Below are 14,943 nucleotides of genomic sequence, written 5' to 3'. Positions count from 1 at the left end.
TCTAGCTAAAAAGACATTACATTATGAGAAAAATATTATTTATAATATGCTGGGCTCTTGCCGGAGTGGGGTTGTATAGCTGCTCTCTCGACGAACCAAGTTATGGTAAAACCACAAGCGATAATTATTATCAGAAGGAAAGCGATATTGAACAAGCCTTGACTGGAGCTTATCTTCAATTACGTACAACTTGGAATGAATATGCATTAAATCATTATTTTGTAGGTGATTGCAGTACGGATGATGCTCTAAAAGGAGGAGGAAATGACGGTGACCGTGCCGAAGTACGCGACTTGTCCGACTTTACGATCTACACAACCAATGGTGAAGTAGGACGTCGTTGGGAGATTCTGTACAGATTAATCAATCGTTGTAACGATGTGATTTATTATGCTCCTGATGCAATAGGAAACGAAGAACTATTGAAACGTTATGCAAACGAGGCAAAAGCATTGAGAGCATTCGGGTATTATTGCCTGGTCACTACATTCGGAGAAGTGCCTTTAATCACTACGCCGATGCAACCCGCTGAAATACTGCAGATACCCCGCTCCCCATTGGAGAAGGTATATGAATGTATTGTGAATGATTTAACCGATGCCTCCGCACTTCCTGCAAAAGGAGATTACTCTGAAGATGATGCTTATCGTGCAACACGTGGCTTTGCTAAAACAATGCTTGCTAAAACGTACATGTTCAAAGGTGATTTTACCTCTGCCGAAACGGTACTTCATGATATTATTGAAGTAGACAAAGACTATACATTGTTGAGTGATTACGGCATGAACTGGCGCACTGAATATGAAAACAGTTCGGAATCAGTATTTGAGATTGCCAACAAAGTATATGACAAAAACATAGCCACAGGTACCAATGTCCCTCACTTCTTCACAAGCAGACGCATCTCCGGTTATCAGGGATATGGATTTCACGTACCAACCCAAGACCTCTATGATGCCTTTGATGCAGATGACCCGCGTATTACTTATGTATTCACACAGACTGGTGATAGATATAAAGGTGATACTGAAGCGCAGGACAATGCTGAATCTCCAAGCGGTTATCATGATTACAAGATGACTGTGCCAGCAGTAGAAAAAACTGGTTTCGACGTCTGGATGATTAGTTACAACATTCGCTTGATCCGTTATTCCGATGTTCTCTTGATGTATGCTGAAGTATTAAACGAAAATGGAAAACCAGGGCTTGCACTTCCTTACCTGAATGATGTAAGAGAAAGAGCCCGCAAAACTAATCCGATAGATCCGAGAAGAGATCAACAGGCGTATATTCCTGCTACAACAACTAATACACTGCCCGACATAACAGAAACCGATCAGAAGCGTCTGAAAGAAATCATCTGGAAGGAACGTCGTTGTGAATTGGCAATGGAAGGATGGAGACGGGATGACCTGATGAGACAAAAACGTTTCGGAACCGTTATGCGTGCTTATGCAACCAAATATAATACATCGAAAGGTGCCAATTTTAGGGACGACAGAGATTATCTGTTTCCGATACCGCAAGGTGAAAGGGATAAGAGCAACAATATTCTTTCCCAAAATCCGGGTTTTTAATATGAATAAAATGAGGGGGCGGATTATAAAATCCGCCCTTTTTTAACAACCAACTGACCATGAAAAAGACATTATTATTTCTCATGAATGAATACTGAATCTAGCAAACGCCTATTGATTATTGATTGGTTGTTGACGGTGAAATCATACACCCTTGTTACCGATGAAAATATGCGCGGAATAAAATAAATTCCTTATATTTGCTATTATCCTAACCGTATAAATAACATTCATTTACATGAGAAACATCTTATACGCACAATTATTTTTTATTCTGATTATTGCATTTGTCACTTCCACAAAGTCTTATGCTTTTAATGTGGCAAAACACATATCAAATGTTAACGGGCTGACGAATAATTCAGTAAACTGTATTTTGGAAGATGCAGAACATACGATCTGGATTGGGACATGGGATGGACTGAATGCATATAATGGAAGAGAAATTACGACATTCAGATATAGCAAAAACAATCCGAATTCTATAAGTAATAACGTTATCCGCCAGATTATCGAATGTAAGGGCAGTTTATGGATAGCAACAGATAATGGAATCAATCGGTTAGATAAACGAACCCGTCAGATAACAAGGTATTATTTAAGAACAGATAATAAAGTACCCAATCAGGAAAAGTCTTTTATTTTAGGAAAGAGTGCGGCAGGAGATATTATCTGCCTCATAAAGGGGCTGGGGTTCTTTGTCTACAATGATTCTGAAGATGAGTTTAATCCGATTAACACAGACTTTGCAAGTCATATAAAGGATTATTCCGTGAGTGATTCCGACCGTATGCTTTTCCTTTTAAATAATGGAAATACTGTGTATCTGACCTACAATCTACTCATTAACGGAGGAAAACAGAGTGATTTACGCACAGTCGACATACAGACTCCTGTAGATAAGATATTTCTGTCGAAAGGCAGATTTATCTTAAACAAAGACAACAAACTTTTCCTTTTAAATCCCGACTTTACAGTTTCCCAATGCATTGAGCTGGATAGTAGCAAACCTGTATCGCAGGTTATTTTAGCAGAGAACAAGATGTACGTCAGCTTTATAGAAGGGGGATGTATTCATTATGATTTAAAAAAGAATACTTTTACCTACCTGAACGAACTATCCAGTCAGTTATCAGTCTTCACTCTTTATTCCGGTAGTCAGAACATATTGTGGATAGGAACGGACGGACAAGGATTAATTCAACTTTATCATTACGACTCTTTATTTGAAACCGTTCACACCAGTCACCCTGTGAGATGTTTCTGTGAAGATGAAGATGGTAATATTCTGATAGGCACAAAAGGAAGCGGAATAAAACTGTTGAATCCTGCAACGAAAGAATTGACAGATTATCTGAATGAGAGTAAAGGATTGATTTCCAATTCTGTCTATGCCTTGAGAAGAAATAAAGCGAATGACATTTTTATCGGAACGGAAGGAAACGGAATCAATATATTGAATGTTGCTACAGGGCGACTGGAAAAGCTTGAGATACCTGATAAATATCCGCCTTTCAAGGCTGTGTATAACATTTATTTTACGAACAATGATTCTCTTTTATGGGTGGGGACATCAGGATATGGTTTGATCAAAATAAATATTTCCAGAGAGCAAGGTCGTTATCACGTTAAAGGATTCAGGCAATATAATTCGTCGGATAAGAATATCTCATTGAATAACGATGTTGTTTATGCCATTACATCCGATCCGGAAGACAATATGTTATGGTTTGGCACACGTGGCGGAGGCTTGAACTGTATCAATATGAAAGATAACAGCATAAAATCATTGGAGGATATGGATAGTCGGATTTTGCTGACTAATAATGATGTATTGTGTTTACTGCGTGATGATGCCAATATATGGATAGGAACAAGTTATGGACTGAACGAATTGAAAAAGGAGGAGAATGATTTTCGCCTGATACAATATGCCGACGAAAAATTGAATAATAAAACGATTCATGGAATATTAAAAGACCACGAAGGAAAGATATGGATCAGTACCAACCAGGGATTGTCTAGCCTGAATGTAAAAAACAATAAAATAGATAATTATACCTTGAATGACGGATTGCAGAATGATGAATTCTCTGATGGAGCTTTCTTCAAGGATCATCGTGACTTCTTGTACTTTGGAGGAGTAAGCGGGTTTAGTTATTTCAATCCTCGAAATATACATTTGCGCGAGTTTAATCCTCCACTTATATTAAGTAGTTTGAAGATATATAATACGGTACAGGACATTAATGAACGTATCAGAAAAGGAGTGTTGAAACTTAGCTATGAAGAAAGATTCATGACTTTCAATTTCATAGCCAAAGACTTTATTAACAATGAAAACTGTGAATATGCTTATCGCTTGAAGAACCATTCGGATGATTGGGTGGAGATAGGTAATAATCCGAATATTATCTTTACCCAACTTCCTCCGGGTGAGTACCAGCTTGAAGTGAAGAGCACGAATGGCGACAAAGTATGGGGAGACAACGTTTATCGCTTAACTATAAAGGTAGGTTATCCGTGGTGGCTTAGTGTTCCTGCATTGATTATCTATGCCATATTGTGCATTATTATCTTCTACATCACAAAGTCTGTTATCAAAAATCGCATACGGTTAAGCCGCCAAGTTCTTATAGCCCAGGTAGAGAAACGGCATGAACAGAAGATTTATGAATCCCGGCTCAATTTCTTCACCAATGTGGCACATGAATTCTTTACCCCCCTAACTTTGATTTATACACCTGCACAGCACTTGTTGGAACAGGACGGGTTAGATGGTAGTACAAAGAAATATCTCCAAATAATAAAGAATAATGCCGAAAGGATGCAGAAGCTGATTAGTGAGTTGATGGAGTTTCGTAAAACTAAATCGAGCAATATGGATTTGCATCCTGAAAATGTGGACGTAAAATCATTGATGGAATATGCTTCCAACAATTATGTGGATATCCTGAAAGAGAATAAAATAGACTTCAAGGTAGAGACCCATGATACGTCAGAGATCTATTCCGACCGCAATGCTTTGGAAAAAATTATATTCAATTTACTGTCGAATGCGTTCAAATATACTCCTCGTTATGGATATATTCATGTTGAGATATCACAAAATGAACCTGATAAAACCTTATACTTGCTCGTAAGAAATTCCGGCAAGGGGTTAACCGAGCAACAGATGGCAGAGATATTTGATAAGTATAAGATATTTGATACTCCGAAATTGGGTAACTCTGTAAGCAATGGCATAGGTTTAAATCTAACAAAGAGTCTGGTTGAATTATTAGGCGGGCAGATAAGTGTAAATAGTGAACTGGGAAAAAGTGTTGAATTTTCAGTCGTGATTCCTTCTCTGCCATCCGATCATTCACTTGTTGTAACGGATGAAAAAGATTCGTTGCAGAAAGAAAAGAACGGGCAGGATCACTTATCCCCTCGCAAAGATACTGTCATACTGATAGTGGAAGATGAAAAGAATATCAGAGACCTGCTGAAAGATGTCCTCTTTGATTATGTGATACACGAAGCAAAAGACGGCGTGGAGGCTTTGAAAGAGATAGAACATAATCATCCTGATATTATTATAAGTGATATTGTCATGCCCAATATGGACGGCTTGAGCTTGATTAATAAATTGAAATCCGATTTGAAAACAAGTTATATTCCGATCATAGGAATATCGGCAAAGGCTTCTGTAGAAGACCAGATCAATGCCTTTAACCATGGTGCGGATGCTTATATCGTCAAACCATTTCACCCGAGGCAGGTGATATCCACCATAGAGAATCTGCTGTCGAGACAAATGCTTTTAAAGGACTATTTCAATTCCAGCATGTCTTCTGTGAAAGTAAAAGACGGGATTGTTCTTCATCCGGAAGACGAAGAGTTAATACAGAATGTAACAGACTTCATAAAGAATAATATAGATGATGAGTTATTAAGCCCTTCTTCTATTGCCGAATTTGTAGGAGTGAGCAAAGCTACCTTGTATCGGAAGTTCAAAGAAATAATAGACAAGACTCCGAGTGAATTTGTACGAGGTATTAGACTGGAATATGCAGCCAAGTTGTTAAGGACAACCAAGTTGACCGTATCCGAGATTATGTTCAAATGTGGATTCTCTAATAAATCTTATTTCTATCGGGAATTTTTAAAGCAATACGGTGTATCTCCCAAAGATTACCGGAATCAATAGATAATACAAAAAAGGCTATCCGAAAAATAGGTAGGGATATTCCTAAAATAAGAAAATTTAAGGCAACTAACTCATTGCAAGTCAGTTGCCTTTTTTGTATCTTTAAGCAGGGATATTCAGTAAATGTACCTTTTCCATATAAGAACTATCCATCCTATTTATTTTTCTAATATTGTAAATTCAAGTATTTTACTTCAATTTTATTTATCTTCTAAAGAGATAGCATGAACATTAATGCTGTAAATCCTAGAAAGAAAATCTGCACGAACCTTAGGAAAATCCAAGTCTTTTCTCCGTAGAATACTAAGTTCAAGGTACTTTTGTTCAATATCAATACCAAGAAATCGACGTTTCAAAAGATTAGCCGTGACACCAGTAGTACTACTACCGGCAAAAGGATCTAATATCCATGCCCCAGGCCTAGTACTAGCTGCAATAACCCTAGCTAATAAATTTATCGGTTTTTGAGTAGGATGTTTACCGTGTATCTTTTCCCATCCCTCAATAGCAGACAAATTCCAAACATCTGTCATCTGATGATTAGCATTACTCATTTTCATAAAATCATAATTATAATAATGAGAAACATTATTATTTTTACGAGCCCAAATAATGTATTCTGCCGAGTATGTAAAATAACGACACGAAATATTAGGAGGAGGGTTAGTTTTCACCCACGTAATGCAGTTAAGAATTTTAAACCCAAGTTCAGTTAACTGATTAGCTACAGAAAAAATATTATGATAAGTCCCTGATATCCAAATTGTACCATTATCTTTAAGTTTGTCACGACAATCAGCAATCCATTTATAATTAAAATTATCAATGGATTCTTTGCCAAAACTACGATCCCAATCTCCTTTATCTACACAAACAATTTTACCAGATTGTACAGAAATCCCTCCATTCGAAAGAAAATAAGGAGGATCAGCAAAAATCATATCAAATTGAAAATCAAACTGTGACAAAAGTTGTCGACAATCGCCAAGTAAAAGAGTAAATGCTCCATCCGATGATTTATAATATGATTTTAAGGGCATTATACGAATTTATTCAGTACGTAAATTAAGTACCCAATTTATCCAACTAATCACTGTACTGGAACGGCGATAATATAAATTTTCAGACATGCGGTAAAGTTCGCAATGCCTCATGATATCTATTACCTCCTCTTTAGATGGGATATTAGCATTATCAATATAACTCTTCAATGTCTGTCTAAAAGGACTATGGCTAAGAATCAATTCTGCCACCCGAAGATGTCGGCTTCGCAATGGCAATTTAAAAATTTGTTTCCCTAAATTCGATAGTTTATAATTGTAGATACTCCCTTTTTTATACCGCTGAATTAAACCCAAATAAACACCTGCATTCGCATAATAATCTGACTGGCGCTCATCAAAACTATATATTTTTGCACCGAGAAGTTACGAAAAGAGTGTAATTTATTGGAAATGAGCGTAGGTTAATTGCTCTTGATAGTAATAGGTTACGATTTAGTTAGTTATCTACTGCATTATCCTTCTGCGCGTTGCGTAACCTTCAAAGAACTCTTCGTATGCAAAAGTAGCTATTTAATTCGAGATTTTGATATAAACTCCCGTTTTTTATCCCCTCATTCATAAGAATTTTCCGTAAAAGCGGTATTGTCCGTCGGCACACCATTGCCCAAAACGAGTTTGGAACAAACGTGTGCCGACTACCGCATAGCTGGAGAAAAGGGCATTGCCTCACGCCTAAACGATGTTTAGACAGATGAAGCAATGCCCCTTTCTTTTGCGCCTATGCCAAGAGGTGCTTTTACGGGTTTTCAAATGATTTTTCTTTTTTCGCTGTCTCTTTTGCCGGAAGCGGAAAGTGAATGCAGAGTGTGTCAGCCTGCCCCATGAATGAAACAGGCGCCCACACACAGCCGGACAAACCGGGAAGAATGATTGTTGCCACCCGGCTGAACAAGTTCCGTCGGATCGGAAACAATCATACTTCCTTTGTTGTGGTTTGCCCTTTTCACGCTTCCGGTGATGTCTTTTTCCTTTTGGTGATTCTTTTTTTTACGGATTTTCCCCTGAAGTTTTTTTCTACACAATCTGCCTCTGTTTTCGTTTACCTCCATTTTGCGCCTTTCAGTAAGCCGCATCAGTCAGTCATTTTCGTTCTGGGCGCAAAGGTAATTCCGGGATTGGACGGGAAAGCAAGGTCAAGCCTCCTGTTTTCGGTAAAAATCTCCAGCCCTGCGGGTAGTATTTTGACCGAAAAACCTTGCATTCCCTAATCCCTACCTTTTCAAGCACCCGAAACGAAAACGACCGATGCGACAGAAAGACGCATAAAAAAAATGTCGGATAAACGAGAGGCAGATAAGATAGTTTGAAACTCAACTCCCTCAGCTCTTGAATCCGCATTAAAAACAAAAAAATCAAAAACAGCGAAGATATGACGGCAACGGCAAATTTCAGACAAATGGCGCAACACATCGGGTTGGCGATATGCGGCTTGATGATGCGCACCGCCTTCGGGGTGTTCGGCATCCTTTGGGGCATCATCAGAGAGATTGTAAACGGAGTGTTCCGAGTGGCGATAGGTGTAATCGTGGCTATCCTTTCCACCATTGCCTTCTTTGGCTTCATCCTTTGGTTATTCACCCTTTAACCCTTACCGACATGGCAAAAAGAAACAGCAAGACGGCAGCGCAGCAGTGCAGATATTACGAGGTGGACAACATCTTCGTGTATATGGTGGAAACGTACATCAACGGCAATTTTGAAACTTTCCGAAGATTGTACCACGAACTGAACAAGGACGCACGGAGGGATTTCATGGACTTCCTTCTCAGCGAGGTAGAGCCGACCTATTGGAGAGAGATACTGAAACAGATAATCTAAAAATGACAGCGATATGAAAGGAACAGACCATTTCAAGAGAACGATATATATGTACTTGGAACAGCGTGCGGAGGAAGATGCGCTATTTGCAAAGAAGTACCGCAACCCTGCCAAGAACATGGACGAGTGCGTGACCCACATTCTGAACTATGTGCAGAAAAGCGGTTGCAACGGTTTCACGGACGGAGAGATATTCGGGCAAGCCATCCACTACTATGAGGAAAACGAGATAGAGGTGGGCAAACCGATGGACTGCCAAGTGGTTGTGAACCACGTTGTGAAACTCACGGCAGAGGAAAAGGCGGAGGCACGTCAGAACGCTGTCCGCAAATACCAAGAGGAGGAACTCCGCAAGTTGCAGAACCGCCACAGACCGTCAGCGAGAAAAGAAAACCAACCCCAACCCTCATTATTTGATTTAGGCTTATGAAACCGAAGACCAAGATACAGAAAGAGGTGGCAAGACTTTCCGCCAACCTTCGCCCCATATCAGCGACACAAATAGATTGGGCATACCGCCACTGCGTTGAGCATATCGGCTACCGCACCAAGAAAGGGAACATCACCTGTTCCGACTGCGGTCACGAGTGGCACAGCGACAGCGGACTATGCGACACCCTTGAAGGCTGCACCTGCCCCAAATGCCATGCCGAACTCAAAGTGCAGGACACACGCAGACGCATCTACAAGGAAACGCAGAATTTCAGCGTGATAACCACCTGCAAAGGGTATCAGGTAATCCGCGTGGCGCAGGTCAGATGCGAGAGCAGGAAAGGCGAACCGATGCGTTTCTACTGCCACGAGGTCGTGCAGCGTTGGATTTCACCCGACGGCAAGGTTACGGACATGGCGTTGCTCCGTGGCTTCCTTTTCTGCTATTGCGATGTGTGGGCATTAGGCAGCGATATGGAGGTAAGACCGCACAACAGCCTATACGATGATGTGGTGGCAAGAAGCTGTGCATATCCAAAGATGAGGATATTGCCCCAACTCAGACGTAACGGCTTCAAGGGCGATTTCCACGGCATCTCCCCCGTGCGTCTTTTCAAAGCCTTGCTTTCAGACCCAAGAATTGAAACCCTTATGAAAGGCGGTGAGATTGAGGTCATGAAACACTTTCTTTTCAATACCCGTACTGCCGATGAATGTTGGGCATCATATCTGATTGCCAAGCGTCACAAGTATCAGATAGACAACCTCTCAATGTGGTGCGACTATCTGCGTATGCTCAAAAAACTCGGTCAAGACCTCCGTAACCCGAAGAACATCTGTCCCGAAGATTTCATGGCGGCACACGACAACGCAACCCGAAAAATTGAAGCCATACACGAGAAGGAAAGAGCCGCAGAGCAACGCCGTTGGGAGATTGAAAGGCGTGAGCGTGAGCAACAGCGACAACTCCAACGAAAGAAAGATGCGGAGGATTTCATCGCCAACAAATCCAAATTCTTCGGCTTGGTAATCACGGACGAGGAAATAATCGTCAAGGTGCTTGAAAGCATAGACGAGTATTACAACGAGGGCAAGACGCAGGGCATCTGCGTGTTTGGCAGTGGATACTACAAGAAAGCCGACACCCTCATACTATCGGCAAGGATTGGCGATGAGATTATTGAAACCGTAGAGGTGGACTTGCGAACCCTCGAAGTGGTGCAGTGCCACGGCAAGCACAACCAGGACACCGAATATCACGAGCGCATCATAGACCTTGTGAACAAGAACGCCAACCTTATCCGTGAGCGGATGAAAGCGGCATAGCATAACCCCTAAAACAACATTGATATGGAAGTAAGAATTGAAAGTATGATTTGTGTGTGGGATGATGCAATCCCCACGATGTTCCTTGAATTTGTGAACCTCCTCACTCTCACAACGAGTGAGGGGGAATTGAGAAAGAGCGTAAAGGAGTTTGCCGAGAAGCACGAACTTGACAAGTTTTTCCTTTACGGCTTCGGCTCACACCATTTCTACCTGCACCAACGCTACACAAGCAACCCCGAAATGGTGATGAAGAACAGAGTTCTGTCAGTACATTTTTAACCATCTAAAAAGCAACATTATGACAACACGAATGACCATCAACGGAGTAAGCACCTGCGCGGAAGCAGGTACGGAGAAATACGAGCGTTTCCAATCGGGTATCGGAAGACGCAGGCGGACACTTGTGCAGTACGACTACCGCCACCCCATAGACAGAGAATTGTTCTCTTGTGTCAAACCCACGTTGGACGAGTGCCGAGCCGCACGGGACAAGTGGCTGAACGCAAAGAAGGGAAAGGAGGACAGACTATGAACACGACCTATCAAACGCTGATAGTCAAGTTCAGCGAACCTATCACGGCATTGGACGGTATCTTTGACGATACCGGAGCGTGGGGAACGGACACCCTCAAGGGGTGGATAGATGATTACGAAAGCACACGTTTCACCGCCACCGACAGCCATACGGCAGTCATCACGAGCGAGTACAATATGGAATGTGTGAAAGAGTGGCTACAACGGCAGACCCCCATTTCCGAAATGCGAGAATTTTGAACGGGATGGCGGTGTCCGCACCGCCAATACTTAAAACCCTAAAAACAAAAGATATGATAGCCAAGACGATATTACAGCAGATAGGCGGAAAACGCTTCACCGCCATGACAGGTAGCCGTGATTTCATAGATATGGGCAACGGCTTACGGATGAGCCTTGCAAGGAACAAAACAAGTGCCAACCGCCTTGACATCATCTATGACGAAGGGGCAGACCTCTACAATATGCGCTTCTACCGCAGGACGTTCAGCAAAAAGACCTTTGAGTGCAAGACAAAGGACATTGCCGTACACGAGGGTATCTATTTTGATATGCTGGAGGAAATGTTCACGATGGTGACGGGACTTTACACACGCTTTTGAGTGGCGGGGCGGCGAGAGCCGCCCTACTTTCTTTCAGTGAGCATGATGGCGGACAAAGAAAGTAGCAAAGAAACCTTTGTCCAATCTGCGATAACTAAAAAATCCGCAAGTAAAACTTGCGGAGGCTATATATTGGGTCGTTATTTTTTGGTGGAGGGGAATGATAATCTCGAACCGTTGAACTACACATTTCTGCTTCGTCTCCATTTCCCCCAACGATTTGATACGTTCAATCATTTTTGTTGTTCCTTTCTGAATTTTCCTAAATACTTTCTTCATAATTTCGCTATACTTTTTATGGTTAATAACTATGTTTTGTATTGCTCTCACAACACTTACAACTTGAAGTGTTATTTGGAAACCGATAGGCAAAAATGGCTCAACGATGTCAATTAACGAGAAAATCCTACGATAATCTATCAAGTGATAGAGCAAAAGACGTGCCAAGTTAAATATGGCACGTCTTTTGCCAGTTTTGTCAGTCCTTTTATGGGATATACAACAGCGCAAACTCCGCCTTTCTCCGTTTGAGCAGCATGGCGTGGCGTTTTCCTTTGTAGTTGCAGAAGGCTATATACTCACGGTAGATGTTCCTGTCACCAGCTTCCAGCTTCTTGATTAAGGTGCTTTTGGGGATTGTTTTGCTGCCTAACAGCTTCGCCGGTCCCACATTATGTAAAAGCTTATATAATGTCGGTTATGTAAACGAATATGTTATGTAAAGTTGTCATATATAAATATATGTATATCAATAATATAATTCATAACAGTTGCAATTTTATTTACATAACTATTACATAGAATGAAATCATAAAATAGAATATCCTAAATCATACACAAAGTATTAAACATATTAATAAATGGTACAAAGTCAGTAATTACTCAGCGAATAATTTCATCATCTGAAAGCTTTCTGATACAAAAGTTTTTCAAATAGGTAGAATAATAAGGGATTCGTATGCAAATGGAAAGATTTATGCTCTGTTTCATAAAATTTCTCTACTTTTTCTATTTTATCATTTATGTAAAAGACTGATTCTCAATTATGATTATTCGCTGAGTAGTTACCAAAGTCGAAATATCTTTTTTGACTTGCTTATCATAAACATTTATTGTACATTTGCATAGCATTTCCAAATAGAGAACACAGAGCCTATCTTTATTTATAAGGTTAGATAAATGAAAGGAGGTGTTTGATATGCGGATAATGTGTAATTGCATTTACAAACCAGTGTCTGTGTCCGATTATTATCGGTTTCGCTATGGAAAGTGGGAATACGTTTCACCGTATTGTCGTCGTCGTCCAAGACGATAAATGCACATCTTCGGCAGCGAGATGTAAAAGAGCTGCCAATTTATACTCTCTTATTCATTATAAAAGCTCTCATATCTTCAATTGACTGGCGAATTTCGGTTTCTGTATAAGGAGTATTATGGCAATTCTCTGGATGATGAATTTGATGACGAATTTTTTCTGTTAAAGTCTTTTGCTCTGTCCTAGTTGTACCATTTGACAACTCCTTAATATAGTTGACTGTTGGTTTACCATTTTTATATTCTTCAATCCATTTTACTTCACCAGTTTTGTTCGAATAAAGATAACTATATAATTCATCATGGTACTCTTCTGTTACTTCTCCAAAAGATGTGAAATTTATTTCATTTAAAGATGGATATGGCAACTGGGATAATTCAATATTCTGAACAACCCTTTCTTCTTCTATTTCTTTTACTAATCGAATGTTATCAAACTTTAGTTGTTTTACAACATAAGAACTATGGGTTGTCAATACAACTTGTACATTCTCATTGTTGGCTAAATCTATTAAAGCTTTCATCAGGATCTTTTGGTGTGCAACATGCTGAGAAGTCTCAGGTTCTTCAATAGCGTATATTAGACCATCTGATTCTGTATTACTTTGCATTCTTTCGGCTTCAGCTCTAAAAAAGTTCAAAAGTATCAAACGCTTTACACCACTACCACGTTTATTGATAGGAATGTCATTATCTCCAGCAATAGATACATTTTTGAATAAATCAGACCATTTTAAATCAGTGAAAGATGGTATATTAGGGCTAAGACTATTTGCTAGCTCTGGATTCATTTCTCGTATTTTATCTAACGTATGATTTGAGACTTCTTGTAGTTTAGTTGTAACATGTTCTGCTATTTGCTGACACATTTGGGCTACATTTTCCTCTTTTAGTATTGATTTTACAGCCTCTTTTAAAGGATCTTGTATTTCTTTATCATGGTCATTATTACTACGATCAGCTTGAAAGAGTGAATATACAGGAAGAAACTTCTTCAAACTTTCCCAAATCGTCTTTCCGTCTTCTTTTGTTACATCAATTTCCTTTTCTTCTAAATTAAGATTATCAGCAAAATGATTCCATATTGCTGCGCGTATTACAGCCTTTCTAGTCTGATCTTCACATTCAATGTTCTCTCGATTTAATATTGCTTTAAGATCACTAATTTTTTTGCTTAACAAATCGCAACAAACTGCATTGGTCGGATGTTTAGCTCGAATATAAACTTTTTCCCTTCCAGCTTTTGGATACCTTTTCACTATTTTTAGAGTATTAGATTCTGTTAAAAGATATTCAGCTGCAAGTGTAGTTCTATTGCTTTCATCTATAACTAAACTATCTGGTAATTTGAAAAATTCTACAGCAATTATTACTTCATCGTCACCCTCATTAGAAGCACGTTTATTTATATCTTCCTTATCTAGGGAAATACATCCTTTTCCTTCGTTAAAGAAAATGTCTAAGGCTTCCAGAATTGTAGATTTTCCAATATCGTTACGACCAACAAAAGTTGTTAGATTGGAGAAAAGAACTGTAGTCTCACTTCTATAGCCACGAAAGTTTTTAAGTGTTACTGATTTTATTAACATATCAATATTTTTATATAAATTTATCACATCAATGTCGTTCGATTAAAATTTGTAGCCTACTAATATAAAAATATGAGTGGGAAAATATTTTGCTGCAAACTTAACCGAAAGCAAAATTACTGAATTTTATTTTTCAAAATGCTCTTTTCCCAATAAATTGTAGCCTTAAATATCTGTATTTAGTCATCAATATGACAAAATACACTTATGGTGATTAGACATCTCTATTATTATAAAGTTGAACTAATATAAACATGTATAAAAAATGGATTATCAAAAGTCGGAAATATCTGCATCCTTAGTGATGATACTTGTAGATATTTAAAAGAGAATTTATCCTATTTTCCTGCAACCATCAACGTATGCTGGGAATCATGAAGTCGATTGCCCGTTTTATGGAACAGTTTGATTACATAGAATACGACAGGCTCATTGATAAAATGTTCTTGGAGTTTGTTTTAAGTGAAAAGAACCTATTGTAGGATAGACGTT

15 protein-coding genes and 1 pseudogene are annotated in these 14,943 nt (G+C 39.4%); 10 read left to right on the top strand and 6 right to left on the bottom strand.

The annotated features are described in order from the left end of the window. Window positions 1–23: 23 nt before the first annotated feature. On the top strand, window positions 24–1,577 hold the full coding sequence (locus INE92_RS19570; RefSeq protein WP_008641513.1) for a RagB/SusD family nutrient uptake outer membrane protein: 1,554 nt from the start codon (window positions 24–26) through the stop codon (window positions 1,575–1,577). A gap of 238 nt (window positions 1,578–1,815) precedes the next feature. Continuing rightward, on the top strand, window positions 1,816–5,769 hold the full coding sequence (locus tag INE92_RS19565; protein ID WP_008641511.1) for a hybrid sensor histidine kinase/response regulator transcription factor: 3,954 nt from the start codon (window positions 1,816–1,818) through the stop codon (window positions 5,767–5,769). Between the two features lie 200 nt (window positions 5,770–5,969). Here the strand turns inward: INE92_RS19565 and INE92_RS19560 are convergent, their stop codons facing one another. From INE92_RS19560 to INE92_RS27310, 3 genes are all read right to left on the bottom strand, one after another. Continuing rightward, window positions 5,970–6,809 (bottom strand): DNA-methyltransferase, encoded by an 840-nt coding sequence (locus INE92_RS19560; protein WP_004298816.1) that lies wholly within the window; start codon window positions 6,807–6,809, stop codon window positions 5,970–5,972. Window positions 6,810–6,818: 9 nt separating this feature from the next. After that, the gene (locus INE92_RS27315) at window positions 6,819–7,181 is read right to left on the bottom strand and encodes a DUF7226 domain-containing protein (RefSeq protein ID WP_457548350.1); all 363 of its coding nucleotides are present in this window, start codon (window positions 7,179–7,181) and stop codon (window positions 6,819–6,821) included. Between the two features lie 461 nt (window positions 7,182–7,642). After that, a complete protein-coding gene (locus tag INE92_RS27310; RefSeq protein ID WP_171031146.1) occupies window positions 7,643–7,855 on the bottom strand; it encodes a hypothetical protein in 213 nt (70 codons plus the stop codon). Between the two features lie 347 nt (window positions 7,856–8,202). Here INE92_RS27310 and INE92_RS19550 point away from each other — a divergent pair, with 347 nt between their 5' ends. The 8 genes from INE92_RS19550 to INE92_RS19515 are packed head-to-tail and all read left to right on the top strand — an operon-like array spanning window position 8,203 to window position 11,548. Next, a complete protein-coding gene (locus tag INE92_RS19550; RefSeq protein ID WP_004291535.1) occupies window positions 8,203–8,418 on the top strand; it encodes a hypothetical protein in 216 nt (71 codons plus the stop codon). Window positions 8,419–8,429: 11 nt separating this feature from the next. Continuing rightward, window positions 8,430–8,651, top strand: a complete 222-nt coding sequence (locus INE92_RS19545) for a hypothetical protein (RefSeq protein ID WP_004291534.1) — start codon at window positions 8,430–8,432, stop codon at window positions 8,649–8,651. A 13-nt stretch (window positions 8,652–8,664) separates the two neighbouring features. Further along, window positions 8,665–9,081, top strand: a complete 417-nt coding sequence (locus INE92_RS19540) for a PcfK-like family protein (protein ID WP_004291533.1) — start codon at window positions 8,665–8,667, stop codon at window positions 9,079–9,081. Further along, window positions 9,078–10,409 carry a PcfJ domain-containing protein gene (locus INE92_RS19535; protein WP_004291532.1) on the top strand — a complete coding sequence of 444 codons (1,332 nt, stop codon included), beginning with the start codon at window positions 9,078–9,080 and terminating at the stop codon, window positions 10,407–10,409. Before INE92_RS19540 ends, INE92_RS19535 begins: the two co-directional genes overlap by 4 nt. A 24-nt stretch (window positions 10,410–10,433) precedes the next feature. Then, window positions 10,434–10,691 carry a hypothetical protein gene (locus INE92_RS19530; protein ID WP_004291531.1) on the top strand — a complete coding sequence of 86 codons (258 nt, stop codon included), beginning with the start codon at window positions 10,434–10,436 and terminating at the stop codon, window positions 10,689–10,691. A 19-nt stretch (window positions 10,692–10,710) separates the two neighbouring features. Beyond that, a complete protein-coding gene (locus INE92_RS19525) occupies window positions 10,711–10,944 on the top strand; it encodes a DUF3873 domain-containing protein (RefSeq protein ID WP_004304291.1) in 234 nt (77 codons plus the stop codon). After that, a complete protein-coding gene (locus INE92_RS19520; RefSeq protein WP_004291529.1) occupies window positions 10,941–11,186 on the top strand; it encodes a DUF6956 domain-containing protein in 246 nt (81 codons plus the stop codon). Before INE92_RS19525 ends, INE92_RS19520 begins: the two co-directional genes overlap by 4 nt. A gap of 53 nt (window positions 11,187–11,239) precedes the next feature. After that, window positions 11,240–11,548: a hypothetical protein gene (locus INE92_RS19515; protein WP_004304290.1), complete on the top strand. Its 309-nt coding sequence runs from the start codon at window positions 11,240–11,242 to the stop codon at window positions 11,546–11,548. Window positions 11,549–11,581: 33 nt separating this feature from the next. Here the strand turns inward: INE92_RS19515 and INE92_RS27180 are convergent, their stop codons facing one another. The 3 genes and pseudogenes from INE92_RS27180 to INE92_RS19495 form a co-directional block, all read right to left on the bottom strand. After that, on the bottom strand, window positions 11,582–11,971 hold the full coding sequence (locus INE92_RS27180; RefSeq protein WP_004291527.1) for a hypothetical protein: 390 nt from the start codon (window positions 11,969–11,971) through the stop codon (window positions 11,582–11,584). A gap of 64 nt (window positions 11,972–12,035) precedes the next feature. Next, window positions 12,036–12,230, bottom strand: a pseudogene (locus INE92_RS19500) (lysozyme family protein); the annotation flags it as partial. Window positions 12,231–12,903: 673 nt separating this feature from the next. Beyond that, window positions 12,904–14,451, bottom strand: coding sequence for an ATP-binding protein (locus INE92_RS19495; protein WP_195335413.1), 1,548 nt, complete (start codon window positions 14,449–14,451; stop codon window positions 12,904–12,906). Between the last annotated feature and the right edge of the window lie 492 nt (window positions 14,452–14,943).

It is taken from the genome of Bacteroides xylanisolvens (assembly GCF_018289135.1).
In the GTDB taxonomy this organism is placed as follows: Bacteria; Bacteroidota; Bacteroidia; order Bacteroidales; family Bacteroidaceae; genus Bacteroides; species Bacteroides xylanisolvens.
This window is presented reverse-complemented; position numbering and strand designations above follow the sequence as displayed.